Below are 26,023 nucleotides of genomic sequence, written 5' to 3'. Positions count from 1 at the left end.
GCTGAAACAGCCAATGGGCGACTTCCTCCTCCACCACTGAATCGCAGCCACAAAAAAGGGGAGCTCGCGCTCCCCTGTATTCTGGCAATGACAATTACAGCCGGTAGTTGAGGCTGACCGTCACGTTACGCTCTTCGCCGGGCATGCCGCCGAGGAACATCGCCTTGCTGTAGTAGGCTTCGTTAAACAGGTTGTTAACGTTCACCTGCAACTTCCAGTCCTGCGCATCGTAGCTCAGGGCGGTGTCCACCACGGTATAGGCCGGCACGTGACCATCGGGAATGCCAAACGAGCTGGAGTGGGTGCTGCGCTCATCGACGTAGGTGGCTCCCAGGCTCAGCTTGAGCGGACTGGCCAGATCAAACCACTGGGCCGCATAGGTAACCCAGGTACTGGCGGTGATCTTCGGAATCCCTTTCTGAGGGGTATCGAAGCTGTCTTTGTTGGGATCTTTTTTATCGCGGGCATCCTGATACACGCCGTTGAGGTTGATCATCCACTGCTCATTCAGATGGGCATTCAGATCCAGCTCCACCCCTTTGGTTTCCTCTTCACCGTCGTACAGCGTTTCCGGCACGCCTGACTGCGGATTGTCTTCGTCGTACAGCGGGTTGCTGTACTCCAGATTGGTTCGAGCACTCTCAAACACCACTAGAGAGGCCAGCATCTGGTCATCAAACGCCTTCAGGCGGATACCGAAGTCATTGCTGATGGACTCGGAATCTTTCCGGTCAGACTCATCACCGGCGACACTGCCCAAAATGCTGTAGGCGGTACGCCCCTTGGAGTGGTTCAGGAACAGTGACAGGTTGTCCATCGGCATGTAGGTGATGCCGAGGTTATAGGTTACGCCATTATCGGTGGTGTCCTGCTCGGGAGTGGCCGCCGCGCGGCTGGCACTGTACCTGGGATCCACCCCCAGGTGCTCATAGCTCTGCTTGATCTCGTTAAACGCCACGCCGATTCGGGTGGTAAAACCGTAATCCAGGTACGCCACATGTTGCAGGCCCACGCCCCAGGCGCTGACAGTCTTGTTGTAATTGGCGGTCAACAGCGGATCGTAATCTTCGAAGCTGCCGCTGCCCCAGTTAGGGTTACGGATGTCGTAGATGTACGGCAGGCTGCCCTGATAGATGAGGTTGCCCTCTTTGTCGTAAATCAGCTTGTCGGCGTCATAGATGGAATACTGCTTAAAGCGGATGTCGCGGTCTTCGTAGTTGGCATTGACCAGCAGTTCGTTGTCGATGCCGCCCAAATCAAAATCGTAACGGAGATCGGCAAAGTACTGCCAGGAGGACTCATCCGCTTCCACTTTGCGGTACTCCTGACGGCGGGCGGCGTAAGGGTACAGTACCCCGTCTTCCACCAGCGGAGCCCGGGGGTCGGCATTGATGGTGCCGCGGCGATCCCAGTAAACGTAGTTGTAAGCGCCGGTCTGACGTGCAAAACCGGAATCGTAGTTGCGGTATTGCAGCTGTTGGTTCAGAAACAGGTTCGGAGTGAAATCGATGTTGTGAGTCAGCTTAAAGCGGATCTCCTCCCCCTCGTTGTCCTTGGCCATCGGCGAGATCAGATCGGCATCACCCAGATCAAAGGGTTCCAATCCATCGGTGGCCGCCAACGAGTCCGCCAGCTGCTGCCGTTGCTCGTCGGTCAGCTGCAGGCCATTGCCATCGGGATCGTTAATCAGATCTTCCCAGCTCACCTCACCGGCGCCTTTGCCACCGACAGACTCGGCGTTATAGATACGGATCGGATGACCGATGGAATCCACGGCAATGGCGTCTTTGATGTAGGCCACCGACAACATCAGATCCTGATTGTCGCTGACCAGATACTTCAACGAGGAGTAGATCTCATCGCGGTCGGCTCCCACGCCGCGATAGCCGTCGCTGCGGGCGGATTTCGCCACTACCCGGTAGGCCAGGGTGTCACTGATACCGGCGGTGCTGTCCAGCGCCAGGGAGTAGGTGTCCCACTGGCCGGCTTCCACGGTCACTTCGTGAGCGGACTCAAACTCCGGCTTCTTTTCAATCAGGTTGATCACACCGCCGGCGCTGCCCATGCCATACAAACCGGTTGCCGGCCCCTTAAGAACCTCAATGGACTCGACATTGGTCATGGAGCGAGTCGGGTTAAAGGTATTCCCCAGCCCGGCACCTCCATACATGCCGTCGTAGGTGTAGTTGGCACCCAGGCCGCGAATCACCAGGTTGTCACCGATGCCATAGTTGTTACCGGCCTGGGTCACACCGCTGATGTTACGCACCAGATCCTGGAGGTTGTCGGCCCCTTGAGCCTGAATCAGCTCCTGATCCACTACCACCACGGCGGCGGGAGTTTCCATCAACGACATATCTGACTTAGTCGCCAGGCCGGAGTTCATCACCACCTGGTTTTGACGACCATACACGGTAATGGTCTCTGTGCCTTCGGCAGCCGCGGCCTCTTGTGCCATCGCAACAGGGGCGACCAGAGCCGAGGCACAGGCTACGGCCAGAACTGAATAACGAAACTGTTTCATCATTAACCTCTTCTTGATTTGGTGCGAATGATAACAACTCTCATTGCCTTTTCAATTTGCACCACAGAGAGGCCCGGCTTTTATAGGTAAACACATGATATAAGCAGGGTTTTAATGATTAAAAACAGAACAGTAACGGTAAATCAACTTGAGCAAAGGTTGCAAAAAGGTGAATAACATCGAGGTTCGAGAAGCCTTCAAATGTTATTCAACACCAAATTGCAACACGGTAAAGAATTTTTTAAATCGCACCTTAGTGGCAATCAAGTTCCCAAAACAACCCAAACTGTGATCACCATCACCAGTAAAGGCGCGTCGATCAGGGCTCTCACACCATCAGTTCGTTGAGTTCAAACAACCCCTGGCGACGGTAGGGCTCTGCCAGGGCAAAACGGCTGTGGCTACCCAAGCCGGTATGCAGATGCAGGGCCTTGTCCATGGCCCGTTGCACCTCCCGCCCCTTGTGATAGTCGGACGGCAACTCGGCAAACCCGGGACACAGAGCCTGTTGCTCCTGCTCAGACAAGCGTTCACTGAAATGCTGACCGGAAAACGTCATCTGGCTGCTCAGGCAGTCCATGGCCTGCTCCTTCTTCTGCCACACGGTCGCCAGCGACACGCTGCAGTTAGGTTGTGAAGGCGACATGTAGTACAGCGTCGCCACCGGGTGCGGCTGCAGTTCCGGCATCGCCTCCAGCCCATAATCTCGCCCGGCCAACGCAATAGCCTCCAGAATCAGTCCCATGGCTGGACGACGGTCTGGATCGAGATCCTCGAAACTGTGCTGCGGATCCTGGGTAATGATGATGTCCGGCCGGGTCTGGCGAATCACGCGGCACAGCGCCAGTTTGTAGTCGGGCCGAAGATCCACCCCACCCCGCTCGAACTCATTAAAGAACAGCTGTTCAATACCCAGAACCTCCGCGGCCTGATGCAGATCCCGCTGCATCTCCGGCCGGGCCAGCATGATGGACGCAAACGAGTGTCCCCCATTGGCGGCGTTGATGGCCAGCGCCCCGCCGCACTCCACCATCTCCATGCCGTAAACACCCAGCAGCAAAATTCGTTGACTCATCGCGCTCTCCTAAAATTGATAGTGGTAGTTCAGTTGCAGGTTTCTGGGGATCCCCAGCGTCTGCTTTGGCGACCGCTCCGGCTCCGGTACCGAGGAACCGGGATTGAACACGCTGGCGGCGTACTCCTCATCCAGGGCATTTTCCAGTCGCACCCTCAGGGTATGGTGCTGTCCCCAGCGGTAACTGCCTCCCAGCTCCAGCAACCAATAGTCACCGGCTTCGGTGGCATAGTCGGTAAATTCACCGGTATAGGAGACAAACAAGTACAGAGACAGCGCGTCAGAGGGGGTATGCTCGAGGCGGCTGGAGGCCAGCCACTTAGGCACCTCTTCGATCTGCTCGCTGCTGCCGTTTTCACGGCTGTCGGCGTAGGTCATCTGTCCCTGCCAGTACCACAGGTCGCTGCCCTGCCAGGCCAGATTAAGCTCCACCCCTTTGGTCTCAACCCGGTTATCCAGATTCTGGTACTGATTGCCCTGAATGCCGATGAGATCATCGACCCGGCGCCAGAACAGGGTTGGTTCCAGTTGCCATGCGTCTTGCTGCCAGCTCAATCCCAGGTTGAGGTTCAGACTCTGCTCGGGGTCCAGATCCGGGTTGCCAATCAGTCCCCCTTCCCGCTCCACCGAATACAGCTCGTCGGCGCTGGGCAGGCGAAAGCCGGTGCCCGCAGATGCCCGCAGCAGCCCGTATGCGTTGAGCCGATGCTCGCCACCCAGGCTCCAGTTGAGGCTGTCACCGGCGGAATCGATGTCACTGTAGCGCAGACCCACGGCCACCGACGTATCGGCAAGCGCCTCGAAGCGAGGCCGATACTGAGCAAACAGCGACCGTACCACCTCGGTGTCACTGACAAACTCCATCACCTCGTCCTCGCCTCGATAGCCTTGAAGCTCGGTGCCCATCAACCAGCTGTCACCGTTGTCCTGGGTCAGCTTGGCCGACAACTTCAGGCCGTAATCCTCGAACCCCCAGTAACTGTCGTCGTCCACCACACTCACATTGCCATTAATATCTTGGTCGATGCGGGTGTAGTGGCTGTCCCAACCGTGGTAATACCCTTTCAGCAGTAGCTGCAATTGATCGCTGGCCAGGAACTGGTACTCGGCGGTGTAGATCTGCTCCCGGCGCTCATTGTGGCTGTCGATGGTGCCGTAGCTGCGCAGACGCTCCAGCTCGCCATAGTTGTATTGCGCCAGCACCGTCAGTTGGCTGGCGTCGTTAATGACCCAGCGCAGCTTGGTCCCGGCGTTGGCCACGGTGTAGCCGCGCTTCTTGTCGTCGGCGGCGGTCCAGTGGATCTCCTCGTCCCGCCACAACTGGTAGCCCTCACTGGTGGTGGCCGAACCAAACAACGACCACTCCAAGGAGTCCACTGCCGTGGTATAAAACAGCGAGCCACTGGCGGTCTCCAACGTATCGGCACCCACCGAGACACTGCCCTCGGTCTCGCCCTGGTAGTTGCGGGTCACGATGTTGATGACACCGGCTATCGCCTCGGTGCCGAACACCACGCCCTGCCCTCCCTTGAGCACTTCGATCCGCTCGATGATGTTGGGGTTAAGGCTGTCCAGGTAGATGCCGCCATAGAGGCGGTTATTGATGCGGTTACCATCAATCAGCCACAAAATGTCCTGCTTGCGGGAACCCTGTAACGAGGCATAACCAGCGTCGTAACGGCCTCTGGCTCCGACCGCAAACAGGCCGGGAACGAACTGGTTCAGCAGGGTATTGATGTCGCCCTCACCGATGGACTCAAACTGGTCGCGATCGATCACCACCAAATCCGCACCCAGTGCGGCCTGATCCCAGGCCAGGTTTTCCTCTAAGGACCGATACTCTACGGTGACCACTTCGTCCACTTCCATGGCCACCGTGGCGGCGGCCAACAACAGGGGGGTTAACATGTTTTCTCCAGGGGTTAGTTATCGGGCTGCGCCCAGAATGCGCACCTGACGTTGTCCGTCGGTGCCTGTGTGAATTTCGGTGTCGACACGAAATGCCTGTCGCAACAGTGACGGCGTCAGAACCTGCTCCGGTGTGCCGTGGGCCAGCACCCGGCCCTCTCCCAGCAACAGCAGGCGATCACACCACTGGGCCGCCAGGTTCATGTCGTGAAAACTGGCGACCACCGACATGCTCCGTTGGCGAATGCGCGCCAACGTGGTGTAGAGGTGATACACATCCAGGTGGTTGGCCGGCTCGTCCAGCAGCAGCAACGGCGTATCCTGCAACAGCGCCTGAGCAATCATGGTTCGCTGCACCTGGCCGCCGGAGAGGCTGTCCAGCGGCCGCTGCCGCATTGCCAGCAGTTCACACTCGAGCAACACCTGCTCCAATGCAGCCCGTTCACAGCCTCTGGCCGGGCTGGCGCCCAGGGCCACGGTTTGCTCGACCGTCAACCCGCCACTGGGCTGGTTGTGCTGCACCAGAATCGACACCAGTTCCGCCCGGGCCAGGGGCGCCATTTCCGCCAGAGAAGCACCGGCGAAGCACACCCGGCCGCGGCTCAAAGGCCATAAACCGGCAATGCTCTTCAGCAGTGAGGTTTTGCCACAGCCATTGGCCCCCAACAGCCCAAGCCACTGCCCCTGTGGCAGTTGCAGACTCAGATCCGTCACCAGTTGCCGGTGACCACGCCTTAACTCCAGGGTATTAAGCTCCAGCATCGGCCTGCCTGCGAATCAGTAGTAAAATTAATGGCACCGTCAACACCGCCATGGGAACCGACAGCGGCAACTCTTCCGGCGCCAGCAGCGTTCGGCATAGGCCGTCAACCCCCACCGTCACCACGGCCCCCAGCATCGCGACCACAGGCAGCCAGCGCCGGTGCAGGCCGCCAACCCACATTCGGGCCAGGTGCGGCACCAACAGCCCCACGAAACTGACGGCGCCTGCGGCCGCTACCGACAGAGCGGTCAATACCAGAATCACCACCGCGATTGCCCGACGCTCAAACAGCGGCCTTAACCCTAATGAGCGGGCCTTGTCCTGCCCCAGCAGCATCAAATCCAGCTTCACCGTTCGCCACCTGAGCCAGATCATGGCCAGCGGCAAGGCCACCAGCAGCGGCACCGACCGCCCGAAATCCGCTCCGGCCATCGACCCCATCAGCCAGCGCAGAATCTGCCCCAAGGCACGATCATCCCCCAGCAGCATCATCAGGGTCGTGAGCGAAGAACCCAGGGCACTGATGGCAACACCACAAAGAATCAACGCATAGGGGGAGAGAGAAAGACGGCCGTAGCTGGCCACCGTCATCACCAGGGCAAACGCGCCCAGTGCACCCAAGGTTGCCAATACCGGAGTAGGCAATGACCAGGCCAGGGTTAATCCGGTAACCGCTGCCAACGCTGCGCCATTAGCAATCCCCAGCAGATAGGGATCCGCCAGCGGGTTTCGGACCAATGTCTGCGTGAGCGCTCCGGCCACCGACAGTGCCGCCCCCACCAACGCGGCCAGCAACACCCTGGGCAGGCGCATCTCAACCACCACCACCCGGATCAGCGGGTCACCAGCGCTGGAAAAGAGCGCCTCCCACGCCAGGTCCGGGGGAACCGACACGGCTCCCTGAGTCAGGGCCCACAGCGACACCAGCGCCAGTCCCGATAACAGCCACACACAGTGCACACGACTCCCCCAACTCATGACTGCCACGCCATCACCGCGCGATGGGCCTTGTCGATGCCGTCGATCATCCTCACGCCACCAACCGTCTCGGAGAAAGAGAGTGTGTCCAGGCGCAGCTGGCCGGAACCATGCAGGGTGTCCAGGTAGGGCGAATTCTGAAGGAATTGACGTTTCCTGCGTTGGGGCGACCAGTTGGAGTCGACCATCAAAATGATCTCTGGCCGAGCGGCCAATACCGCCTCCCAGGAGAGATGCCCCCAGGCTCGGTCGATATCGGCCCCGACATTAACGCCACCGGCAGCCTCGATAATCAGATTGCCGATGCCACAGCAGCCGGCCACATAAGGCAGTTCATACTCCCTTAACCACAGCAACATGCGGGGCGCTCGCGCCGGTGGGGTGGCCGCAATGGCAGCCAGGCGCTTGCTCTGGGCCGCGACCCAGGCCTCGGCCTGATCGGCAGTACCGGTAAGGCGCCCCAGTTGGCGCATGTCGGTAAACACCGAGTCAACGGTCACGGCCTGTGGCGCACACACCGATTCAAACAGGTAAGTTTGCATCCCTCTTTGCTGCCAGCGCTGCCTGGAACCGATGCCCATATCGCGGTAGGCACTGGCGAACCCGGCCACCAGCAGATCCGCCCGTGACAGCAACACCTGCTCGGTACTGGGGTACTCCCGGCTAAGCACAGGGATACGCTCATAAGCTTGCTGCAGTTCCGGCTTCACCGCCTCATCCAGGTAGGCGGTACCAATCAGCTTCGGCCCCAGCCCCAGGGTCAGCAGTGCTTCAGTGGCATGCTGGTTAAGTGCAATGATTCGCTCGGCCGGCCGGTGCTCGTCCATCGGCTGACCACAGTTTCGCCAGAACGTCTCTCCCTGAACTCCCGCCGAAGAAAAAAATAAAACCCACATTATCAAGTATTTATACTGCATCAAATCGCCCCACCAAAAAGTATGACGATCTTTATAAAGTTCATAACTTGACGATATGATCAAAATCAACAAAATGTGAAGAATTTAAAATTAGTATGTCGGCAGACTTGGGGAGAAAAACCATGGGAACAGAGCGAATTACGGTGTCACTGGACACTGAGCTGCTGACAGAACTGGACCAACTGGCCGATGACGGCGGCTACCGCAATCGCAGTGAGCTGTTCCGGGATATGATTCGGGAAAAGCGCAAAGACAAGTTACTGGAGACCGACCCCGGTACCCCTTGTATTGCCACTTTGAGCTACGTGTTTGATACTCGAAAGCGCACCCTGGTGACGCGGTTGATGGACAACCTGCATATGTTCAATCGCATTGTCCGCTCCACCATGTTGGTGTGTCTGGATGAGCATTTTCGAATGGAGTCCATTGCCCTGGAAGGCACCGCCGAGCAACTGCAGCAGTTTGCCAACATTCAGCTCAGTGAAAGTGGCGTTCTCAATGGCTGTCTGCACCTGGTTCCGCTAATGGCTGACGAAACCATCTGATTTATCAGCAACTATCGAATCCAGGCATCAATCCGGGCAAACCCCCTTGCCCACGGGGCTGGAGAGGCGTTGTTACCAGAGCGTTCTCCAGTTCACATTTATCGGCAAAAGCATTGACTGCGAATAATTATTATTTAGAATCGGTACAAACCAGTGAGGAGCCGATGATGGATAAGCGCACCAAAAAGCAGCTGAAGCGCCAGTCGAAAGCATTGAAAAAAGCCCTGAAGCAGTCCTTGAAGCAGGCCGGGAAGAGTGCCGCCAACAGCGTCGTCGAACTGGACAAAAAACAGCTAAAGGCGATGGCTGACAAGCTGGTGCAAGAGATGGTCGTTGGGCAAGCGGCACAGCCCAAAGTTGTGGCTATCCGGCCGCTGGCATCGGATCCGATGAGCTTTGCCCGTCGCCCCTACAAGAAAACGCCTTGTAAACGTTGCCCTGCACTGGCTGGCGGTTTGTGTGCCTGTGCCATCAAAAAGCAGAAGCGGGCCGCTTAACCCAAACGCTGCTCTCCCCCCTTAGGGCTCCACAGCCGCAATTCTGAGGTGAGTTCCAGATCACCGTTGACCTTCATCATCGCCATCGAACCGGTGGTAAACTTTTCCAGCTCAATGCCACCCAAATGTTCGACAACCCGATGCATTCCAGGGTTATGCCCTACCCATATCTGAGTCTGGCCCGCACAAAACTTACGCGCCATCATCGCCAGGATCTGTGCTTCACTGGCCAGATACAATGACGGCTTAAAGCTGACCTCAACGTCCTCAAACGCATCACTGATGGCACAGGTGGTCAAACGGGTGCGCACCGCATCACTGCTCAATATCCGATCCGGGACCACACGCCAACGCGTCAACTGATCCGTTATCTTCGGTAGGGTTCTGACACCACGGGGACTCAATGGCCGATGCCAATCCGCCAACGTGGCATCGTTCCAGCTAGATTTGGCATGCCGCAGTACGATCAGGCGCATACGCCTCCCGAATCTGAACCTGTCTGAATAAGTTTAGAACGCTCGCTGGCCACGACCGAACCAGATTGGCGCATCGATTCGGATTCACACAGCTCACGACTACAGAAACGACGATTAACGTGAAATAACAATGGCCTTGTTTGGTTTAAAAATCACCAAAGCAACATGCAAATGCTGAAAAATGTGCCAAACTGTCACCGGCACACTCTAATGTGCTGCACATAATAGGAGAGGATATGAAATCCAAGGTATTACTGGTAGCAACCGCTGCCTCGGCACTGTTTCTAGCCGGCTGTGCCAACAACGACGAGCTGGCGGCCCAGGTATCTGCTTTATCCAATAAGGTGGACTCCTTCCAGGCTGAAACCCAGGCCGATCAGCAGCGTCAGGATCGCGACATCAACGCAGCAAAAGCGGCTGCCGATGACGCCGCAGCTGAAGCGATGCGTGCCAACCAGCGCATTGACAACATTGCGACTTCTTACAAGAAGTAAGCTCCGGGTGGGCTGGTTTACGGCCAGCCCACTACTTTCGGCACCCCGGCCCTTTCAGCCAGCATTCGAGTCACCCACTCCTGATTGACGTGATTCATCTGAATCAGCCTCAGCTGATCATCACTGAATGTTAGGGGTTTGTCGGCCTGCTCCTCCACACTCAATGGGTCATGGACCTCCAGCAGAATCTCTCCCTGCCGCCCCCGCGCCACTTTCAGTGGCTGATTGATGACCCGCACCGGTGTTTTTACCGGCACCATGGAAAACAGCTCCTCAATGTCCTTTGGCCATAAGCGGATGCAACCGGCACTGACCCGCAAGCCGATACCAAACTCCTTATTGGTACCGTGGATCAGGTACTGGCCCTGGGCAAACCCCAGTCGCAGTGCAAACAGTCCCAGAGGGTTATTCGGCCCCGGCGGCACCACTTTGGGCAGCTCGATGCCCTGCTCCAGGTACTCCGCACGGGTACTGGCGGTAGGCGTCCAGCTGGGATTCGGGTGCTTACGGGTGATGACGGTGTCTCCCAATGGCGTGTCATGACCGATACGGCCAATGCCAATGGGGTAGACATGGACGAAGTGATCGTCAAAGTAGTACAACCGCAGCTCGGCCAGGTTGATCACCACCCCCTTGCGGGGCACGTCCGGAAGCAGCATGTAGGAGGGGATCTCCAATTCGGTACCCGGCTTGGGCAAAAACGGGTCCACCCCGGGGTTGAGCTCCATCAGTGCCAGCAGCCCCACGCCGTATCGCTTGGCAATCGGAGCCAGGTGCTCACCGGTCTTGACCACATGAGTCACGGAGAACCCCACCAACCGGTGGCCTGGCTCGGGCAAAGGGTAGATCACCGCGCACACCGTTGCAGACCAGCCCAACAGCACACACAGCCACAGTATGGCCTTCCTCATTCCCACTCCTTACCTCCACGGCCAAAACCTGGCCTGGGCTACGCCCCTGCACCAAAAAGCCCGCCAATGGCGGGCTTTTAATGGTAATCAACCGACGTGGATCAGGCAATCACTTCGCTGGTCAGCCGCTTTTCTACCCGCACCGCACACACCTTGAACTCGGGGATCTTGGCGTGAGGATCCAGGGCTGGGTTGGTCAGACGGTTAGCGGGCGCCTCCTCGAAGTGGAACGCCGTGAACACCACCCCTTTCTGAATCCGCTTGGTGACGAAGGCATTGAGCTCGATGTCGCCACGACGGGTGGTCAGACGAATCGGATCGCCATTGCCAATGCCCAGACGCTCCGCGTCGGCCACCGACAACATGGCCGTCGGACCGGCCAGATCGTTCAAGCCTTTCGTCTTGCGGGTCATGGTGCCGGTATGGAACTGCTCCAGCAACCGGCCGGTGGTCAACACCAATGGGTACTCGTCGCAAGGCAATTCGGCGGCGTACTTAAATGGAATCGGCTCCATGTAGGCCCGCTCACCAATGGCAAACTTGTCGACGTGCATCACCGGCATGCCATCACACTGGTCATCGACACAGGGCCATTGAATGCCCTTGGTTCCGACACGTTCCCAACGGATACCGGCGTACTGGGGCACCGCCAGGTTGATCTCGTTGCAGATCGCCTTTTCGTTACGATATCGCCAGTTTGCTCCCAATGCCTGAGCCAACAGCTGAATGATCTCCCAATCATTACGAGCCTGGCCCGGTGCGTTCACCGCCGCATTGAGTCGCTGTACCCGGCGCTCGGTGTTGGTGAAGTGTCCCTGCTTCTCTGCAAAGGCAAAGGCCGGCAACACCACGTCCGCCATCTGCGCGGTTTCCGTCAGGAAGATGTCCTGCACCACCAACAGATCCAGCGCCTGTAGCGCTTTAATTACGTGCTTTTGATCCGGGTCAGACAGAACCGGGTTTTCCCCCATTACGTACAGGCCGTCAACCTGGTCCGCCAGAATGGCATCCATCACCTCGGTCACCGTCAGGCCATTGGCCGGAGACAGGTCGGTGTGCCATAACGCCTCGAAGCGCTCGCGGATGGCCGGTTCCTCGATGTTCTGATACCCCGGCAAGTAGTTCGGCAACGCTCCCATGTCGCAGGCGCCCTGCACGTTAGACTGGCCCCGGAGAGGGTTGATGCCCGCTCCCTCAATCCCGATGTTGCCACACAGCAACTGCAGGTTGGCAATGGCCCGCACGTTGTCGTGGCCGGTGGTGTGCTGGGTAATGCCCATGGCGTAATACACGGCGGTCTTGGTCGCGGTGCCCATCAACCTGGCAATCTCACGCACCTGCGCCGCAGGAACGCCGCTGACCAGCTCAACCTGCTCAGGAGCATAATCCGGTTTCATCACTTCGGTCCTGAACGCCTCGAAGCCTTCGGTGCGGCGAGCCACGTAGTCGTCATCCTGCCAGCCATTGACCAGAATCTCTCGAGCGATGCCGTTCAGCAACATCACATCGGTTCCGGGTCGGTGACAGGCGTACAGCTGGGCGTGATCAGACAGACCGATGCGCTTAGGATCCGCCACAATCAGGCGGGCGCCATGGTGGCGAACCGCTTGCTTGATGTGAGAGGCGATCACCGGATGCGCGGCGGTGGTATCCGAGCCGATAACAAAGATCAAATCCGACTCTTTAATGGACGGAATGTCATTGGTCATGGCACCACTGCCCACGGCCGCGCGCAGGCCCGATACCGTGGTGGAGTGACACAAGCGGGCACAGTGGTCAATGTTATTGGTGCCAATCACACTTCTGAACAGCTTCTGGAACAGGAAGTTGTCTTCGTTGGTGGCCTTGGCGGAAGCAAAACCGGCCATGGCGTTACCACCTTTGGCAGCAGTAATCTCTTCGATTTTTGCGGCCACATAACCGATGGCGTTAGCCCAGGTCGTAGGCACCAGCTCACCGTCCTTACGGATCAGCGGCTGGGTCAATCGCTCTTTGGACTGAATGAAGTCAAAACCGAAGCGGCCTTTGACACACAGCATCCCTTCGTTGACCGGCGACTCTTCGACCCCGGTGACCTTGATGATGCTGTTGCTGCCCTCGTCCACGTGCAGACGAATGCCACAACCCACGCCACAGTAGGTGCAGATGGTATCGACAGTTTTCAGGGTTTGCTGGCGCCCCTGGCTGCGATCCCGGGCATCGGTCAGGGCGCCCACCGGGCACGCCTGGATGCAGGCACCACACTGGGAACAGTTTGAGTTAGCCATCAACTCGCCACCGTCAAAACACACTCGCTGGCTGGGCTGATCGTCTTTAAAGCCCAGCACCCCATGGACACCGCGCTCATTACAGGCCACCACACACTGACCACAGCTGATGCAGCGGTTGGGATCCAGGTTAATGAACGGCGCGCTGCTGTCGATGCGCTTCTGCTGGGCCTTGCTGTAGTCCAGGTCGGCATCGCTGATGCGGTATTCGGTGGCGTAATCTCTCAGCCCGCACTGGGTATTGACCTGACAGCCGCACTCCAGGCAACGGGCGGCTTCGGCAATGGCGGCCTCGGCATCAAATCCGAGCTCCACTTCCTCAAAACTGCCCTGACGCTGAGCACTGGTCAGTTCCGGCATCGCCAGACGCGACTGTTTGGGCCAGTGATCCAGGAAACGCGCCTCAACCTCTTTCAGAGATTTGGCTTTCTGGGAGTTGAACTGTGCTTTAGGAGCCTGGACCAGGCCACTTTGCAAAAAGCGGTCGATGGCAATGGCGGCTTTTTTGCCATCGCCAATCGCCTCAACCGCCGTCGCCGGCCCCAGGCGGAAATCGCCGATGGCAAACAGGTTGCCGATGCCGGCGTGCATGGTCGACGGATCCGCATCCGCGGTGGTCCAGCGGGTCAGCGGCAGCGCTTCCCCTCCCAGCTTAGCGGCATCGGAGGCCAGCAGTTCGGCGTCCGGCTTTTGCGACACCGCCGCAATAACGGTATCAAACTCCATCCACTGGAACTCGCCTGTCGACTCGGGACGACGACGACCGGAGGCATCGGGTTCACCCAACTTCAGGGTTTCCACCTTGACCTTGCACACCCGGCCCTGATCGTCGGCCAGGTTCTCTACCGGCAGAGACAAGAACTGGAAGTTAACCCCTTCCACTTCGGCTTCATGAATCTCGTAATCCTCCGCCGGCATATCGGCCTTGGTTCGGCGGTAGATGATGGTGACTTCCGCCCCCTGACGCAAAGCGGTCCGGGCACAGTCGATGGCGGTATTGCCGCCACCAATCACGGCCACTTTCTTGCCCACTGACACGTCTTTGCCCAGGGTGAAGTCCTTCAGGTAATCCACCCCCAGCATGCAGCCTTTCTGATCCGAGCCGGTGTAGTCCATGGCCACCGCTTTCTGGGCGCCAATGGCCAGACAGACCGCGTCGTATTCCTGGCTCAACTGTTCCAGGGTGAAATCGCGCCCCAGGCTTTGATTCAGCTCGATGCTCATGCCGGCACGACACATCAACTCAATCTCTTTATCCAGGGTCGCTTTCGGCAACCGGTATTCCGGAATGCCATAGCGCAACCAGCCACCCGCTTGCGGCATGGCTTCAAATACTGTGGCTTGATAGCCGTTGTGAGTCAGAAAATAACCGGCAGACAGGCCGGCAGGGCCGCCGCCAATAATGGCAATTTTTTTGCCTTTGGCGGGCGCAATGTCCGCCAGGTGGGCCTGGTCATCGAGATCCAGGTCGGCCGCATGCCGCTTCAGTTGACGAATCGCCAGTGGCTCATCCACCAAGGTGCGCCGACACGCCGACTCACAGAAGGCCGGGCACACCCGGCCGATGGACAGCGGCATCGGCAGGGTGTCTTTAATGGTCTGTACCGCCTTGGTATGGTCGCCCTGAGCGATGTCGTACAGATACCCCTGAATGTCGACGTCTGCCGGACAGGCGGTCTTACACGGGGCCTCACAATCGGCAGTATGATTAGACAGAATGCGTTTCAACGCCGCCTGGCGGGTCTGGGTCAGAGTCTCGGACTGAGTCTGTACCTCAATGCCGGCTTTTACCGGATGGCGGCAACTGAGGGTCACCTCCCCATCAACCTCGACGGCGCACAGGCCGCACGCTTCCTGCCCCTGGCCGTCAGGGCCACCACACAGCGAGGGAACCTCGAACCCAGCCTGTCGACACGCGTCCAGCAGGTAGAGGGATTCCTCAACTTCAACCAGTTGATTGTTAATGGAGATCTTTATCATTTTTGCTCTTCTTAAGCCGGCGTCAGCTGCCCCGGTCTACTTCTTCAGAGGTATCTGTCCGGGAATGAAAAAGCTGAATTCCATTCCTAACCAATTAGGCTACCAACCCGTCGGGTTGAGTTGAAGATAAGCTGAGCCTTTACGTGATCTCAGTCAAAAACGCTGCAAGAGGTAAGACCAATCTCAAGCCAGAGTCACTGAAACAGCAAAAATGATCGCCAAAAACTGCCTGCCCTGACACGCGCGTCAACTTGGCCGGATTACACCAGCAACAACAGAGCCAATGACAGCATCAGGGTAATCAGGGCACCGGCGCCCTCTTTCAGAGTGTCGAATCGCAAATGGAAGCTCAGGGCACCGGCACTCACCACCGCCAGCAACAAGGCGCCTGCGGCAGGATACAGCCCCAACAGTGCCGCGCCACAGAGTTCCAGCCCCCCTACCACCGCCATGGCGCTTCGATTGAGGCCGTATGAGCGAAAATAGCCCAACTGAATCTCAAACACCTGCTTTTGCCACCCCGTTAGTTTGACGGACCCCGCCAATACGAAGAACAGCCCCAGCAGGACGGAGATCCCCATTGTCAAAATAGTCACAGGCCTTTCTCCACAGTCATGGTCACCCCATCATGATCGCGCATGTTGTTGTCCTCCAGCTTCAATGATTGAAACCAGCCTACCCAAGCTGCATTATTATTAACAATCAACGCGACACATACATGACATGAATGACATTAATAATATAGACCTCAACCTGCTCAAATCACTGCAAGCCTTGCTGCTGGAGTGCCACGTTGGCCGAGCCGCAAAACGGATGCATGTTACCCAGTCCGCCATGAGCCACACCCTGGCCCGCCTGCGCGATGCTTTTGAAGATCCCCTGTTTGTTCGCACCAGCAAAGGCCTGTCCCCGACTCCCAGAGCGCAGCAACTTGGCAGGCAACTGGAGCCGCTGATGGCGGATCTGACCCGGTTATTTGACACACCCCGGTTTGACCCGGGCAACATCCGCTGTCGGTACCGCATACTCAGCCATGACTTCATCGTTCAGGCCTATCTGGCGCCGCAGTTGAATCGAATCCAAAGGCAGGCCCCGGAGATCCAGTTTGAGCTCGATACCCTGGGGCCTGAAGCCAATGACAAGCTGGATCAGGATCAGGCCGATCTCATTATCGGCGCCGGCCTGGATGCTCGAGAACGGTTCATGCAGCAACGTCTGGTCCAAGAGCCCATCGACTGCGTGCTGGCCGCCAATCACCCGGCCCTGGAGCAGTGGCAGCTGGAGTCCTTGCTGGCCTATCCCCACATCACTGTCGGGCTTCTGGCTGAGCACAACGATCCGGTATCCCAGGCCAGCGGTGGCCAGGCCCGGCGACGGGTAGCCATGATCACCCACAACCTGCAAACCCAACTGCCGCTGTTGGTGGACTCATCGCTTATCGCCTTCTTACCCCGATCGCTGGCCACCATTGGCGAACGTCAGTACGGCCTCAGCAGCCGGCCCAGCCCGGTGCCTCTGGCACCGCTGACCATTCGGGCACTGTGGCATCAACGACGCCAGCACGACCATGGCCACCGCTGGATTCGTCAGCAACTGTTTGAGGGCTTTAACGAAGCTACCGAGTGTTAGTCGCAGGAAAAACCACACGCCACGGTTGCAAATCCAAAATCCATCCCCATCTAAGATGGATACGAATACGCAGTTGGAAACAGGCTATGCACCAAGAGGATATTGACGTCATCGACAACGACGAACCCCAACCTACCGACATCGTGGTTGCCGGAGAGCAGCGACCGGACCAACTGCATGTGATGCCGGTACAGAACCGGCCATTCTTCCCTGCCCAGGTCATGCCGGTACTGATCAAAAGTGGCGACTGGATCGAGACCCTCAAAGCGGTGGGTGAAACCGATCACAAGATGCTGGCGCTGTTCTACAGCGAGGACTTTGATCATCAGGAGGGGAGATTCAACCCCCAGACCCTGCCTCAGACCGGTTGTGTGGTGCGGGTTCATCAGGTCAAAGAGGGGGATGATGGCGACATTCAGTTCATCGCCGAAGGCATTGAACGGGTGCACATCGACAGCTGGGAAAGTACCAGCCACCCTTACCTGGCCAATGTCAGCTATCCGGAGACAGAGCAGGACAGCGAAGGCAAAGAGATCAAGGCCTACGCCATGGCGTTGATCAACGCCATCAAGGAGTTGCTGCCCATCAATCCATTGCTGTCGGAGGAGCTGAAAGATTACCTCAACCGCTTCGGCCCCAATGAGCCCTCCCCTCTTACCGATTTCGGCGCCGCCATCACCACCGCCCCCGGGCCATTGCTGCAGGAGGTGGTGGATCAAGTGGCGCTGCTGCCACGGATGGAAAAAACCCTGGCACTGCTGAAAAAGGAGCTGGATGCCGCCCGCCTGCACAGCGAAATTGCCGAAGAGGTGAATCGCAAGATCAGCAAACACGAGCGCGAGTTCTTCCTGCGGGAACAGCTGAGAGTCATCCAGAAAGAGCTGGGCGTCGCCAAAGACGATAAAACTGCCGACCTGGAGGAGTTTAACGCCCGCATGCAGGGCAAAACTCTGCCGGAAGCGGCAGAGAAGAAATTCAAAGAGGAGATGCAGAAGTTCTCGGTGCTGGAGTCCGGCTCACCGGAATACGCCGTCAGTCGCAACTACCTGGACTGGATCACCCAGATGCCCTGGGGAATACACAGCACCGACAAGCTGGAGTTGAGTCAGGCGCGCACCATTCTCGACAAACACCACGACGGCCTGGATGACGTCAAAGACCGGATTCTGGAGTTTCTGGCGCTGGGTGCCTTTAAGGGTGAAATCAGCGGCTCCATTATTCTGCTCGTAGGTCCTCCTGGCGTCGGCAAGACCTCCATCGGTCGCTCCATCGCCGAATGTCTGGATCGCCCCTTCTACCGTTTCAGTGTCGGCGGCATGCGCGACGAAGCTGAGATCAAAGGCCATCGTCGCACCTACATCGGTGCCATGCCAGGCAAACTGGTTCAGGCACTGAAGGAAGCGGAAGTGATGAATCCGGTGATCATGCTGGATGAAATCGACAAGATGGGCAGCAGCTATCAGGGCGACCCCGCCTCGGCACTGCTGGAAACCCTGGATCCTGAGCAGAACGTCAACTTCCTCGATCACTACCTGGATCTGCGCCTGGACCTGTCCAAGGTCCTGTTCGTCTGCACCGCCAATACCCTGGACAGCATTCCCGCACCGCTGCTGGATAGAATGGACGTTATCCACCTGTCCGGTTACCTGGCCGAGGAGAAACTGGCCATTGGTAAACACCACCTGTGGCCGAGGCAGCTTAAGCGCGCTGGCGTCAAACGCAGCCAACTGAAAATTACCGATGCCGCCCTGAAGAAGGTGGTGGTCGACTACTGCCGCGAAGCGGGGGTTCGCAGCCTGGATAAGGCGCTGGCAAAACTGGTTCGAAAATCGGTGGTGAAACTGCTGCAAGACCCACAGCAGAAACTGTCACTGGGCTTGAAGGCAATTCCTGAGCTGTTGGGGCCCGCCAAATTCAAGGCGGAGCAGACCCTGTGTGGGACCGGCATTGTCACCGGCCTGGCCTGGACCTCAGTGGGCGGCGCCACTCTGCCGGTAGAAGCCAACAGCATCCACCAGCAAAGCCGGGGCCTAAAACTGACCGGTCAACTGGGCGATGTGATGAAGGAGTCCGCCGAGATCGCCTTCAGCTTTATCAGCAGTCACCTGAGCCAGTATGACGTGGAAGAGAACTACTTCGACAAACGCTTCGTACACCTGCACGTGCCAGAGGGCGCCACCCCCAAAGACGGCCCCAGTGCCGGCATCACCATGTCCACAGCCCTGCTGTCGCTGGCCCTGGGCAAGGCACCGAAAAAGCACCTGGCCATGACCGGCGAGATCACCCTCAATGGCTATGTGCTGGCCGTAGGAGGCATTCGGGAGAAACTGATTGCCGCCAAACGTCAGGGGATCAAAGAGGTGCTGTTGCCGGAAGAGTGCAGCGGTGACTATCAGGAGTTACCGGATCACGTCAAAGAGGGGCTCAAGGTGCACTTTGTCAGCCATTTTGACCAGGTGGCCAAGCTGGCGTTTGACTGAGTCGCATTAGGGTTGTCGTCTCTGACGATCAATGCATTCAGCTTTCTACCGCACCACACACCAACAGGCACCTTCGGGTGCCTGCGTTGTCTGTCTCAAGGTCACAACACGCCATGCAGATAGGCTTTGCTGACCAGATTGGCGCGATTTCTGGCCATCATGATCTGCCGGGCCCGATCCAGATGGTAGTTAACGCCTCGCTCACTCATGTACAGCTGCTCGCCGATCTCTTCGCTGGAGTACCCCTTAGCCACCAGGGACAGTATCTGGATGCAGGTCGGCGACAGCACACCAAAGTTAGCCAGCGGGTTAATACTGCGAAACGCCAACGCGTTGAAGGTATCGGCATACTCCGACAGTAAGCCACGACACTCCGCCAGCCCCACCCCCTGGCCCAGCGGCAATTGCTGACGCTGTGTCTCAGAAAACAGATTGAAGATACCCAGCCAGCCGGGACGCTCTGCCACCGGATGATAAAAGGTCAGCTGAGCACCGATACCAAATCGCTGCTTCAACTGCTTGAGCTGCAAATGGGTGCTTTTTCTTCGGGCAGATTCGGCATCGTCGGGCCACAGGTAAGGGTTACTGCGATTTCGGATTGATGGTCCTGAAAGCTGAAAGCCCTGATCACTGCGGGAAAAGCGGCGCAGAAACTCATCACGGTACAGCAAAATGGCATCATCGGATGCCACCGCAAAACGCATCCGCTTCAGGTTAAACGCCCGACTGGCATTAAAAGTGCTACAACATCCTAGGGTATCGGCAATGGTACTCTCATTGTCAGGCACTATGGTGTAGTAAAAGCGACTCAGCTCAAATGCCGCCAGCCGCTGGATAAAGTCATCAATCACCCGGCGACTGGCCAGGTTTATTTTTTGTGCAGGCATTATCTTCTCCCCAGTAAAAGGGGCCTGCCGGCCCCTCTTTCTCAATCGTTTTTACTCAGTCTACTCTCCCTTGTCTATGTGACATGTCAGACAGCTTTCCGGCTCTTTGAATCGGGTCTGTTCACTGTAGTAATCGTCCTTGGTGGAATAGGCGTCGCCATGTTTCTCCAAGGTCTTGGCGTGACAGAACCCACAGGTCAGCAGCTCACCGTGGCTGGCCGGCGCACCGTTGTTGCCGTGGCACTCGGCGCACTCCCAGGGGGCCATCTCCTCAACCACGTGGCTGTTGGCGGCATTGTGACAGGTGCTGCAATCAGGCAGCTTCCAACCGAAGTGCGACTCGGTCAGAGGTGCCCGGGCCTTGCTGATATCCTTGATGCGGTTGGGGTCGATCTCAGGCGCTTCGGCATCGCAGCCAGAGGTAGACTGCTGGTTACCATAACCGTTACCGAAAGCAGCACCAATATAGTTGATGTACTCGGGGCCATAGATGATCATCGCATCCCCGGTCAGGTGCGGATCGTTACCACCGAAGGGCAAACCGAACTTCATGTAACCCCGTCCCTTGGGGTTGTGGTTTTCAAACTCCTCACCGGCACCATAGTGGTGGGCACGATACCCCAGTACGCCAGGAACTTTGCCATAACAAGCGTTGCGATACTCATCACCGCCCATATCGGTGCGGGCTGAACACATCACCCACTGGTATAGGCCGTTCTGAGCGCCGGAGTCCATGTAGTTCTCCCACTCACCGGTGTGATGCACGAAACCACAGGAACCGTTATTGGTGTAGGTTTCGTTAACGATGTTGCCCAGATCGTCCCGGCCATTGAAGCTGATGGCGGTGGCCACATAACCCTGAACGTTGGAATTGGTGCTCAGCCGTGGCCAATAGCTCCAATCGATCTTCAGATCGGGACGCTGCTCCACCAGTGACAGCCAGGCATCGAGTTCGGTAATCACACCGGGCTGGTACAGATCGGTACGCAGGTTGTGGGCCGTTACTTCAATGTTCTTGAACACCGCCCGCTGATTCGGAACCAGGATCTCACCGGTAGCCGAGTACTTGGCTGGCTTAAAGTCGATCACGATCTCCGGCACGATCACCTTGCCACCGTTGGCTGCCAACCGCTCCATCTCCTTACGGTACTTGCGCTTACGAATCTCCATCTCACCTGGCTGAGCCGGAACCAACACGATGCTCATCTCATTCTTCAGCGGATGGTGATCCATGCGAAAGTAGATCTCCTCCTCCTTGTAGTAATTATGATCGGCTTCGTAACTGCCCTCTTTTTTGGCTTCCCAGACACTGGGGCCCACCAGGTACTTCCAGCCCTGACCCTGAGTTTCCCCCAGGTGCTGCTGGTCCACCGCTTCCGGCAGGCCTTCAATCCCTTCAATGGACGTCACAAAGTGGGTGTTGAGGGCGTCATCCTTCTCTATCTGAATGTCCAGGTCGTATTTCTCAGATACCCACATCAGCAGGTCCAGCACCGACCCCCGCCCCTCGGCAAACAGCTCCGGGCGCAGCGTATCAATCTTGACCCCCGCCATATTGATGGCCGTCGGGGGCAACAGATAGTCTACCTTCAGCCCTCTCTTGGCGGCATCCTCGACCATTTTTGAATGCACTACCCCTTCGACGTCGATACTGGCGGCCCGTTTCTGGACCTCAGCCTTACTCATCTTGGCATCCAGCGGCGAAAAGCCTTTCACAATGGCAATCTGAATCACCTTGTTGAGTTTTTGTTCATCCTCACCGGGGCCACCGAACACGTACTCCGGCTTTATAATGTCGGGTGGCGTGACTTCCGGCGGCACAGGTACAGTACCGCCATCATCACTGCCACAACCGGTCAATGCCAGGCCGCAGGCCAAACTCACTATCATTAATTTATTCTTAATCATCATCTTATCCTTGCTGTAAATACGGCAAGGTCAGAATAGGGAGTTGGTAGGTGGGAACACTGGCAGATTTGACAGTGGCAAAGCAAGATGTGACACCCGTCCGGCCTCAGGTCAAAAACCGAAGTACCAGCGACAATGCTACAATACACCCTCGCCAAAACGATGCACACTCACCGGGGGCATTACCGTTAAGACCACATAAAGTGTGTTATGACAAGACAGCGGCGGCCCCGCTAAAGGAGGCCGCGATTCAGGGGAGCGGCTTAGCAAGAGCCACTTGATTTACTCAAATCGACGAGGACGCTTGGTCTTAATGGTTCGAATGTAACCGTGCCAGGTGGCGTAGCCGAGAATCGGCATAATCAATAACATTCCGAGGCCGGCGGTGGCAAACCCCAATGCCACTCCGGCACCGATGATGGCCGCCCACACCACCATCACGCCGGCATTGTGGTACACCGCACTGACGCTGGTGCTGATGGCCGTCATCATGTCCACCCGTCGCTCCATCATCACCGGAATAGAGAACGCCGACAACGCAAAGACGGTGGCGGTAAACAGCGCACCAAACAGGGTGCCCAGGCTTAAGAAAGGCAGGAACTGTTCAAAATGGGCATCTTGATTAAGTGGGTACAGGGCATGAACCATGGCGGCTACCCGCATCCAGAAAATCATCATTACCGCCAGTAAAATGGCAAACCCCCACTCCGACACCCGGTTGCGGCGGATCGCCCGCATCGAATGGAACAGATTCGGCTTTTTCCCTCGCTCAAGCTGCCAACTGACGTCATACAGCCCGGTGGCCAAGAAGGGGCCTACCAGCATAAACACCACCAGCGAGGGAATAATCACCAAATGGGTGCCCTGCAGCAACACCGCCACCCAGATGGCAAAGGTGGCCAAGGTAAAGACCATGCCATAAAACAGGCTGACTGAGGGCGCCGCGACCACATCCCTCAAAGCCAGGTGCAGCCAATGGAGGGGATCGCGATAGGATAATTGATTATGAGGGATCACCCGGGCAAAGGCCGGTGTGCGGGTTGGAGCTCGAGATCCGCTCTTGGGGACAGGCGCAGTCTGAGGCATAACTCACTCCTTACGGGCCAACAGCCCATCTCGCTTTCAAGTTTCGAGGCACGCCGATCTGGAAAACGGCGATCGCCCCTCAACTTTCAGCATAGTCGCTGTAGATGGAGTGATTACGAACAGGCGTGAAGTTTCGATCAGACTTTCAGTTGATTCTAGGACGGTCTGCCCGATACTCGGGTAACTCGGCTTTCAGAGAGAAATACACCAAAAAGACGATCGCCAAAGGCGGAATAAAGGCTGAGAAAGCTCCCACAATGGCGCAGGCCAGAGGTGAACGCACCTTCTTTCGGGAAACGAAAAAGGTCACGATAAACATCACCACTGCAAATCCCAATAAAGGATGGGCACCAAACAGATTGCTGAAACTCATCTCTCCCCCCTTGCTCAGCAGAACCCCACAGATTTGATCGCTCATTTAATCAACATTGGCGCAACAATATGAAAACAAACAGATATCTTGAAGCGCTCAGCCACCAGATTAACAAAATTCCCGACTAAAATCCTCAGTTAATTTTGCTGATAATAAGCCGAGGTGATGAACCCATTGAATGCTGCGCAGCGGACAATGACCAAACTGCCCCCTGCCTCAGCGGTGACCCGAGGCACCAGCTCCAAACCGATGCGGCCATTTTAAAAAAGGGGAGTTTCATCAAGCGACTGAGCCTTAGGGCCATTGGCGAGCGCCTGCCTTCGTGGTAGCTTTCTTCCTAAGTACAAATCGCCCCAATATCAGGATCATACAATGCCAGGCAGTCACCCCCCTCACTGGTGGGATCTCAAGCGAGCTTCTGCCATTCAGCGATTGCTGGTGTTTCGAACCTTTGCGCTGGCAGCACTGGCTCTGCTGCTGCCCGTCGCCGGGTTGCTCACCGAGCAGGCAACCGGATACATAGAGCTGATCCCGATCATCAGCCTGATGATCGTATTTCATATTGTCAGCCTGATCCGCTACCGCCACAAAACCATGGTCAGCACCGCCGCCATGTTAGGACAGATACTGAGTGACCTGGCCTTCCTGACCCTGATCTTAAATGCCAGCGGCGGCGCCACCAACGCGTTCGTCTCCCTGCTACTGCTGCCGATTGTGTTTGCCGGCGTCAGCCTTGGCATCCGCTTACTGGGATTGGTGACCTTGCTGGCCGTAGCCGCTTACAGCTATCTGCTGCTAACCATGCCGGAACATGCCATGCATATGATGGACATGAAGCAGCACTTTGTATTCATGGGCGCCAACTTCTTTATTTCTGCGCTGGTCATCGCCCTGGTCGTCGGCGCCATGGCCAGGATGATCGCCGACCGGGAGCGGATGGTAGCGCAACAACGAGAAGAACAACTGCGGCAGGAACAGTTACTGGCTCTGGGCATCGCATCGGCCCAGGTCACCCACCAACTGGCAACACCGTTGAGCACGCTGCAACTGCTGTATGATGAACTCAAAGACAGCTACCCGGAAGAGGAGGCGGTGCAGGAGATGGCCCATCCGCTTCAGCAAACCGCCAGCCACCTGAGCTATTTTCGTACCCTGGCCAGTGCCATTCGGGAAGGCAAACATCAGATTCTGCCCTGCCACGAGTTGATCGCGCAGTTGCAGGATGCGGTATTGCTGCACTTCCCTGAACAGACGCTGCGACTGCAAGCCGCCGAGCTGGAGGGGCAGATTCAGACCGATGCCATGCTGCTGCCCGCCCTGCTCAACCTGATTCAAAACAGTGCCCAGGCCAACACCAAGACCGGCCATCAGATTTTAGAGCTGCGCGCGTATACCGAGTCAGGGCAGCTGCGACTGAGCCTTCGCGACCATGGCCCCGGTGTCGAAGAACAGCGCCTGGCCCGCCTCGGTGACGTTCTGCAAAGCAGTGACTCAGGCATGGGCATGGCGCTAGTACTTTCCAGCGCTAGCTTTGAACGCTTGGGCGGCCGCCTGGCGCTGAGCAATCACCCGGATGGCGGAGCCATCGCCGATATCACCCTGCAACTGGAACCCGGTCCCGATGAAACTACTGATCGTTGAAGATGACGAGGCCTTCGCCAACGCCCTGTCGCGTAGAATGAAAAAGCAGGGGTTCGAGACCCGAGTGGCGCACTGTGCAACCGAGGCGCTGTTACAGGCCCGACAGTGGCAACCCTCTCACCTGCTGCTCGATATGAAACTGGCATCCGAAAATGGCCTGGAGCTGCTGACACCGCTTAGGCAAAGCCTGCCTCAGGGGCGCATCGTATTGTTGACCGGGTTTGCCAGTATCGCCACGGCGGTCGAAGCCATCAAGCTGGGGGCGGATCATTACCTGGCCAAACCCGCCGACACCCATACCCTGCTCAAAGCGCTCACCGATGAACCGGATCCTAAGTTGGAGATCGCCGAAACGGACGAGTTTGCCACCATGTCGCCAGAACGACTGGAGTGGGAGCACATTCAACAGACCCTCAGTGCCCACGATGGCAACGTCTCCGCCACCGCACGGGCGCTGGGAATGCACCGGCGCACGCTGCAACGTAAGCTGCAAAAAAAGCCGGCGCATCGATGATGGCCGGCTAACACAGAGAATATCCTTGTTGCAGGAGGGTAAGGCACAACCTGACTGTGCCATCACCAACCTCAGTGTCTGGGCAACAGGTCCATTCGCCAAATGCTTTCCCGGAAACTGTGACAATTTGCCGCAGCCGGTTGACTCCTCACCGGGGCACCAGTAGCTTG

At 57.4% G+C, this 26,023-nt stretch carries 21 protein-coding genes; 7 read left to right on the top strand and 14 right to left on the bottom strand.

The annotated features are described in order from the left end of the window. Positions 1-94: 94 nt before the first annotated feature. From BLT77_RS11505 to BLT77_RS11480, 6 genes are all read right to left on the bottom strand, one after another. Positions 95-2,524: a TonB-dependent receptor gene (locus BLT77_RS11505; protein WP_090365521.1), complete on the bottom strand. Its 2,430-nt coding sequence runs from the start codon at positions 2,522-2,524 to the stop codon at positions 95-97. A 328-nt stretch (positions 2,525-2,852) separates the two neighbouring features. Continuing rightward, entirely contained in the window at positions 2,853-3,599 is a 747-nt protein-coding gene (locus BLT77_RS11500) for a PIG-L deacetylase family protein (RefSeq protein ID WP_090365417.1), read from the bottom strand. A 9-nt stretch (positions 3,600-3,608) separates the two neighbouring features. Next, positions 3,609-5,507 carry a TonB-dependent receptor plug domain-containing protein gene (locus BLT77_RS11495; RefSeq protein WP_090365416.1) on the bottom strand — a complete coding sequence of 633 codons (1,899 nt, stop codon included), beginning with the start codon at positions 5,505-5,507 and terminating at the stop codon, positions 3,609-3,611. A gap of 18 nt (positions 5,508-5,525) precedes the next feature. Continuing rightward, positions 5,526-6,269, bottom strand: coding sequence for an ABC transporter ATP-binding protein (locus BLT77_RS11490; RefSeq protein WP_090365415.1), 744 nt, complete (start codon positions 6,267-6,269; stop codon positions 5,526-5,528). Further along, positions 6,256-7,248, bottom strand: coding sequence for a FecCD family ABC transporter permease (locus BLT77_RS11485; RefSeq protein ID WP_090365414.1), 993 nt, complete (start codon positions 7,246-7,248; stop codon positions 6,256-6,258). The genes BLT77_RS11490 and BLT77_RS11485 overlap by 14 nt, the downstream gene beginning before the upstream one ends. Further along, positions 7,245-8,075: an ABC transporter substrate-binding protein gene (locus BLT77_RS11480; protein WP_176819297.1), complete on the bottom strand. Its 831-nt coding sequence runs from the start codon at positions 8,073-8,075 to the stop codon at positions 7,245-7,247. Before BLT77_RS11480 ends, BLT77_RS11485 begins: the two co-directional genes overlap by 4 nt. 212 nt (positions 8,076-8,287) lie before the next feature. Between BLT77_RS11480 and nikR the strand changes: the two genes are divergently transcribed. Together nikR and BLT77_RS11470 are read left to right on the top strand one after the other, a co-directional pair. After that, on the top strand, positions 8,288-8,710 hold the full coding sequence (nikR, locus tag BLT77_RS11475; protein ID WP_176819296.1) for a nickel-responsive transcriptional regulator NikR: 423 nt from the start codon (positions 8,288-8,290) through the stop codon (positions 8,708-8,710). Between the two features lie 167 nt (positions 8,711-8,877). Next, positions 8,878-9,207, top strand: coding sequence for a hypothetical protein (locus BLT77_RS11470; protein ID WP_090365411.1), 330 nt, complete (start codon positions 8,878-8,880; stop codon positions 9,205-9,207). Here BLT77_RS11470 and BLT77_RS11465 read toward each other — a convergent pair. Then, positions 9,204-9,683 (bottom strand): SixA phosphatase family protein, encoded by a 480-nt coding sequence (locus BLT77_RS11465; RefSeq protein ID WP_090365410.1) that lies wholly within the window; start codon positions 9,681-9,683, stop codon positions 9,204-9,206. The two genes, BLT77_RS11470 and BLT77_RS11465, sit on opposite strands and share 4 nt — an antisense overlap. A 236-nt stretch (positions 9,684-9,919) precedes the next feature. Here BLT77_RS11465 and BLT77_RS11460 point away from each other — a divergent pair, with 236 nt between their 5' ends. After that, on the top strand, positions 9,920-10,177 hold the full coding sequence (locus tag BLT77_RS11460) for an Lpp/OprI family alanine-zipper lipoprotein (RefSeq protein ID WP_090365409.1): 258 nt from the start codon (positions 9,920-9,922) through the stop codon (positions 10,175-10,177). A gap of 17 nt (positions 10,178-10,194) precedes the next feature. On the opposite strand, the gene BLT77_RS11455 is transcribed toward BLT77_RS11460, so the two are convergent. From BLT77_RS11455 to BLT77_RS11445, 3 genes are all read right to left on the bottom strand, one after another. Beyond that, positions 10,195-11,088 (bottom strand): L,D-transpeptidase family protein, encoded by an 894-nt coding sequence (locus BLT77_RS11455; RefSeq protein WP_090365408.1) that lies wholly within the window; start codon positions 11,086-11,088, stop codon positions 10,195-10,197. Between the two features lie 101 nt (positions 11,089-11,189). Beyond that, complete coding sequence (gene fdhF, locus BLT77_RS11450; protein ID WP_090365407.1) at positions 11,190-15,335, bottom strand: formate dehydrogenase subunit alpha; 4,146 nt, start codon at positions 15,333-15,335, stop codon at positions 11,190-11,192. Positions 15,336-15,595: 260 nt separating this feature from the next. Next, a complete protein-coding gene (locus BLT77_RS11445; RefSeq protein ID WP_245709930.1) occupies positions 15,596-15,931 on the bottom strand; it encodes a DoxX family protein in 336 nt (111 codons plus the stop codon). A gap of 127 nt (positions 15,932-16,058) precedes the next feature. Between BLT77_RS11445 and BLT77_RS11440 the strand changes: the two genes are divergently transcribed. Next, positions 16,059-16,964, top strand: coding sequence for a LysR family transcriptional regulator (locus BLT77_RS11440; protein ID WP_090365405.1), 906 nt, complete (start codon positions 16,059-16,061; stop codon positions 16,962-16,964). Positions 16,965-17,050: 86 nt separating this feature from the next. Next, positions 17,051-19,444 (top strand): endopeptidase La, encoded by a 2,394-nt coding sequence (gene lon / locus BLT77_RS11435; RefSeq protein WP_090365404.1) that lies wholly within the window; start codon positions 17,051-17,053, stop codon positions 19,442-19,444. Between the two features lie 101 nt (positions 19,445-19,545). Here lon and BLT77_RS11430 read toward each other — a convergent pair whose 3' ends face one another. The 4 genes from BLT77_RS11430 to BLT77_RS11415 form a co-directional block, all read right to left on the bottom strand. Next, entirely contained in the window at positions 19,546-20,331 is a 786-nt protein-coding gene (locus BLT77_RS11430) for a helix-turn-helix transcriptional regulator (RefSeq protein WP_090365403.1), read from the bottom strand. Between the two features lie 60 nt (positions 20,332-20,391). After that, complete coding sequence (locus BLT77_RS11425; protein ID WP_143026622.1) at positions 20,392-22,221, bottom strand: cytochrome c3 family protein; 1,830 nt, start codon at positions 22,219-22,221, stop codon at positions 20,392-20,394. Positions 22,222-22,521: 300 nt separating this feature from the next. Next, positions 22,522-23,325 carry a DUF2189 domain-containing protein gene (locus tag BLT77_RS11420; RefSeq protein WP_090365401.1) on the bottom strand — a complete coding sequence of 268 codons (804 nt, stop codon included), beginning with the start codon at positions 23,323-23,325 and terminating at the stop codon, positions 22,522-22,524. A gap of 145 nt (positions 23,326-23,470) precedes the next feature. Next, a complete protein-coding gene (locus BLT77_RS11415; protein WP_090365400.1) occupies positions 23,471-23,743 on the bottom strand; it encodes a hypothetical protein in 273 nt (90 codons plus the stop codon). A gap of 327 nt (positions 23,744-24,070) precedes the next feature. Between BLT77_RS11415 and BLT77_RS11410 the strand changes: the two genes are divergently transcribed. Then, complete coding sequence (locus tag BLT77_RS11410) at positions 24,071-25,339, top strand: sensor histidine kinase (RefSeq protein WP_090365399.1); 1,269 nt, start codon at positions 24,071-24,073, stop codon at positions 25,337-25,339. Continuing rightward, on the top strand, positions 25,320-25,853 hold the full coding sequence (locus BLT77_RS11405) for a response regulator transcription factor (protein ID WP_090365398.1): 534 nt from the start codon (positions 25,320-25,322) through the stop codon (positions 25,851-25,853). The genes BLT77_RS11410 and BLT77_RS11405 overlap by 20 nt, the downstream gene beginning before the upstream one ends. The last annotated feature ends 170 nt before the right edge of the window (positions 25,854-26,023 follow it).

This window comes from Ferrimonas sediminum, from assembly GCF_900100175.1.
Lineage (GTDB): Bacteria > Pseudomonadota > Gammaproteobacteria > Enterobacterales > Shewanellaceae > Ferrimonas > Ferrimonas sediminum.
The sequence above is the reverse complement of the archived record's forward strand: the minus strand, read 5'-3'. Positions and strand labels throughout refer to the sequence as shown.

Excerpts from the sequence above, each read along its gene's own strand:
- BLT77_RS11505 (WP_090365521.1), bottom strand. The coding sequence starts at position 2,524 with ATGAAACAGTTTCGTTATTCAGTTCTGGCCGTAGCCTGTGCCTCGGCT.
- BLT77_RS11500 (WP_090365417.1), bottom strand. The coding sequence starts at position 3,599 with ATGAGTCAACGAATTTTGCTGCTGGGTGTTTACGGCATGGAGATGGTG.
- BLT77_RS11495 (WP_090365416.1), bottom strand. The coding sequence starts at position 5,507 with ATGTTAACCCCCCTGTTGTTGGCCGCCGCCACGGTGGCCATGGAAGTG.
- BLT77_RS11490 (WP_090365415.1), bottom strand. The coding sequence starts at position 6,269 with ATGCTGGAGCTTAATACCCTGGAGTTAAGGCGTGGTCACCGGCAACTG.
- BLT77_RS11485 (WP_090365414.1), bottom strand. The coding sequence starts at position 7,248 with ATGAGTTGGGGGAGTCGTGTGCACTGTGTGTGGCTGTTATCGGGACTG.
- BLT77_RS11480 (WP_176819297.1), bottom strand. The coding sequence starts at position 8,075 with ATGGACGAGCACCGGCCGGCCGAGCGAATCATTGCACTTAACCAGCAT.
- nikR (WP_176819296.1), top strand. The coding sequence starts at position 8,288 with ATGGGAACAGAGCGAATTACGGTGTCACTGGACACTGAGCTGCTGACA.
- BLT77_RS11470 (WP_090365411.1), top strand. The coding sequence starts at position 8,878 with ATGGATAAGCGCACCAAAAAGCAGCTGAAGCGCCAGTCGAAAGCATTG.
- BLT77_RS11465 (WP_090365410.1), bottom strand. The coding sequence starts at position 9,683 with ATGCGCCTGATCGTACTGCGGCATGCCAAATCTAGCTGGAACGATGCC.
- BLT77_RS11460 (WP_090365409.1), top strand. The coding sequence starts at position 9,920 with ATGAAATCCAAGGTATTACTGGTAGCAACCGCTGCCTCGGCACTGTTT.
- BLT77_RS11455 (WP_090365408.1), bottom strand. The coding sequence starts at position 11,088 with ATGAGGAAGGCCATACTGTGGCTGTGTGTGCTGTTGGGCTGGTCTGCA.
- fdhF (WP_090365407.1), bottom strand. The coding sequence starts at position 15,335 with ATGATAAAGATCTCCATTAACAATCAACTGGTTGAAGTTGAGGAATCC.
- BLT77_RS11440 (WP_090365405.1), top strand. The coding sequence starts at position 16,059 with ATGAATGACATTAATAATATAGACCTCAACCTGCTCAAATCACTGCAA.
- lon (WP_090365404.1), top strand. The coding sequence starts at position 17,051 with ATGCACCAAGAGGATATTGACGTCATCGACAACGACGAACCCCAACCT.
- BLT77_RS11430 (WP_090365403.1), bottom strand. The coding sequence starts at position 20,331 with ATGCCTGCACAAAAAATAAACCTGGCCAGTCGCCGGGTGATTGATGAC.
- BLT77_RS11425 (WP_143026622.1), bottom strand. The coding sequence starts at position 22,221 with ATGATAGTGAGTTTGGCCTGCGGCCTGGCATTGACCGGTTGTGGCAGT.
- BLT77_RS11420 (WP_090365401.1), bottom strand. The coding sequence starts at position 23,325 with ATGCCTCAGACTGCGCCTGTCCCCAAGAGCGGATCTCGAGCTCCAACC.
- BLT77_RS11415 (WP_090365400.1), bottom strand. The coding sequence starts at position 23,743 with ATGAGCGATCAAATCTGTGGGGTTCTGCTGAGCAAGGGGGGAGAGATG.
- BLT77_RS11410 (WP_090365399.1), top strand. The coding sequence starts at position 24,071 with ATGCCAGGCAGTCACCCCCCTCACTGGTGGGATCTCAAGCGAGCTTCT.
- BLT77_RS11405 (WP_090365398.1), top strand. The coding sequence starts at position 25,320 with ATGAAACTACTGATCGTTGAAGATGACGAGGCCTTCGCCAACGCCCTG.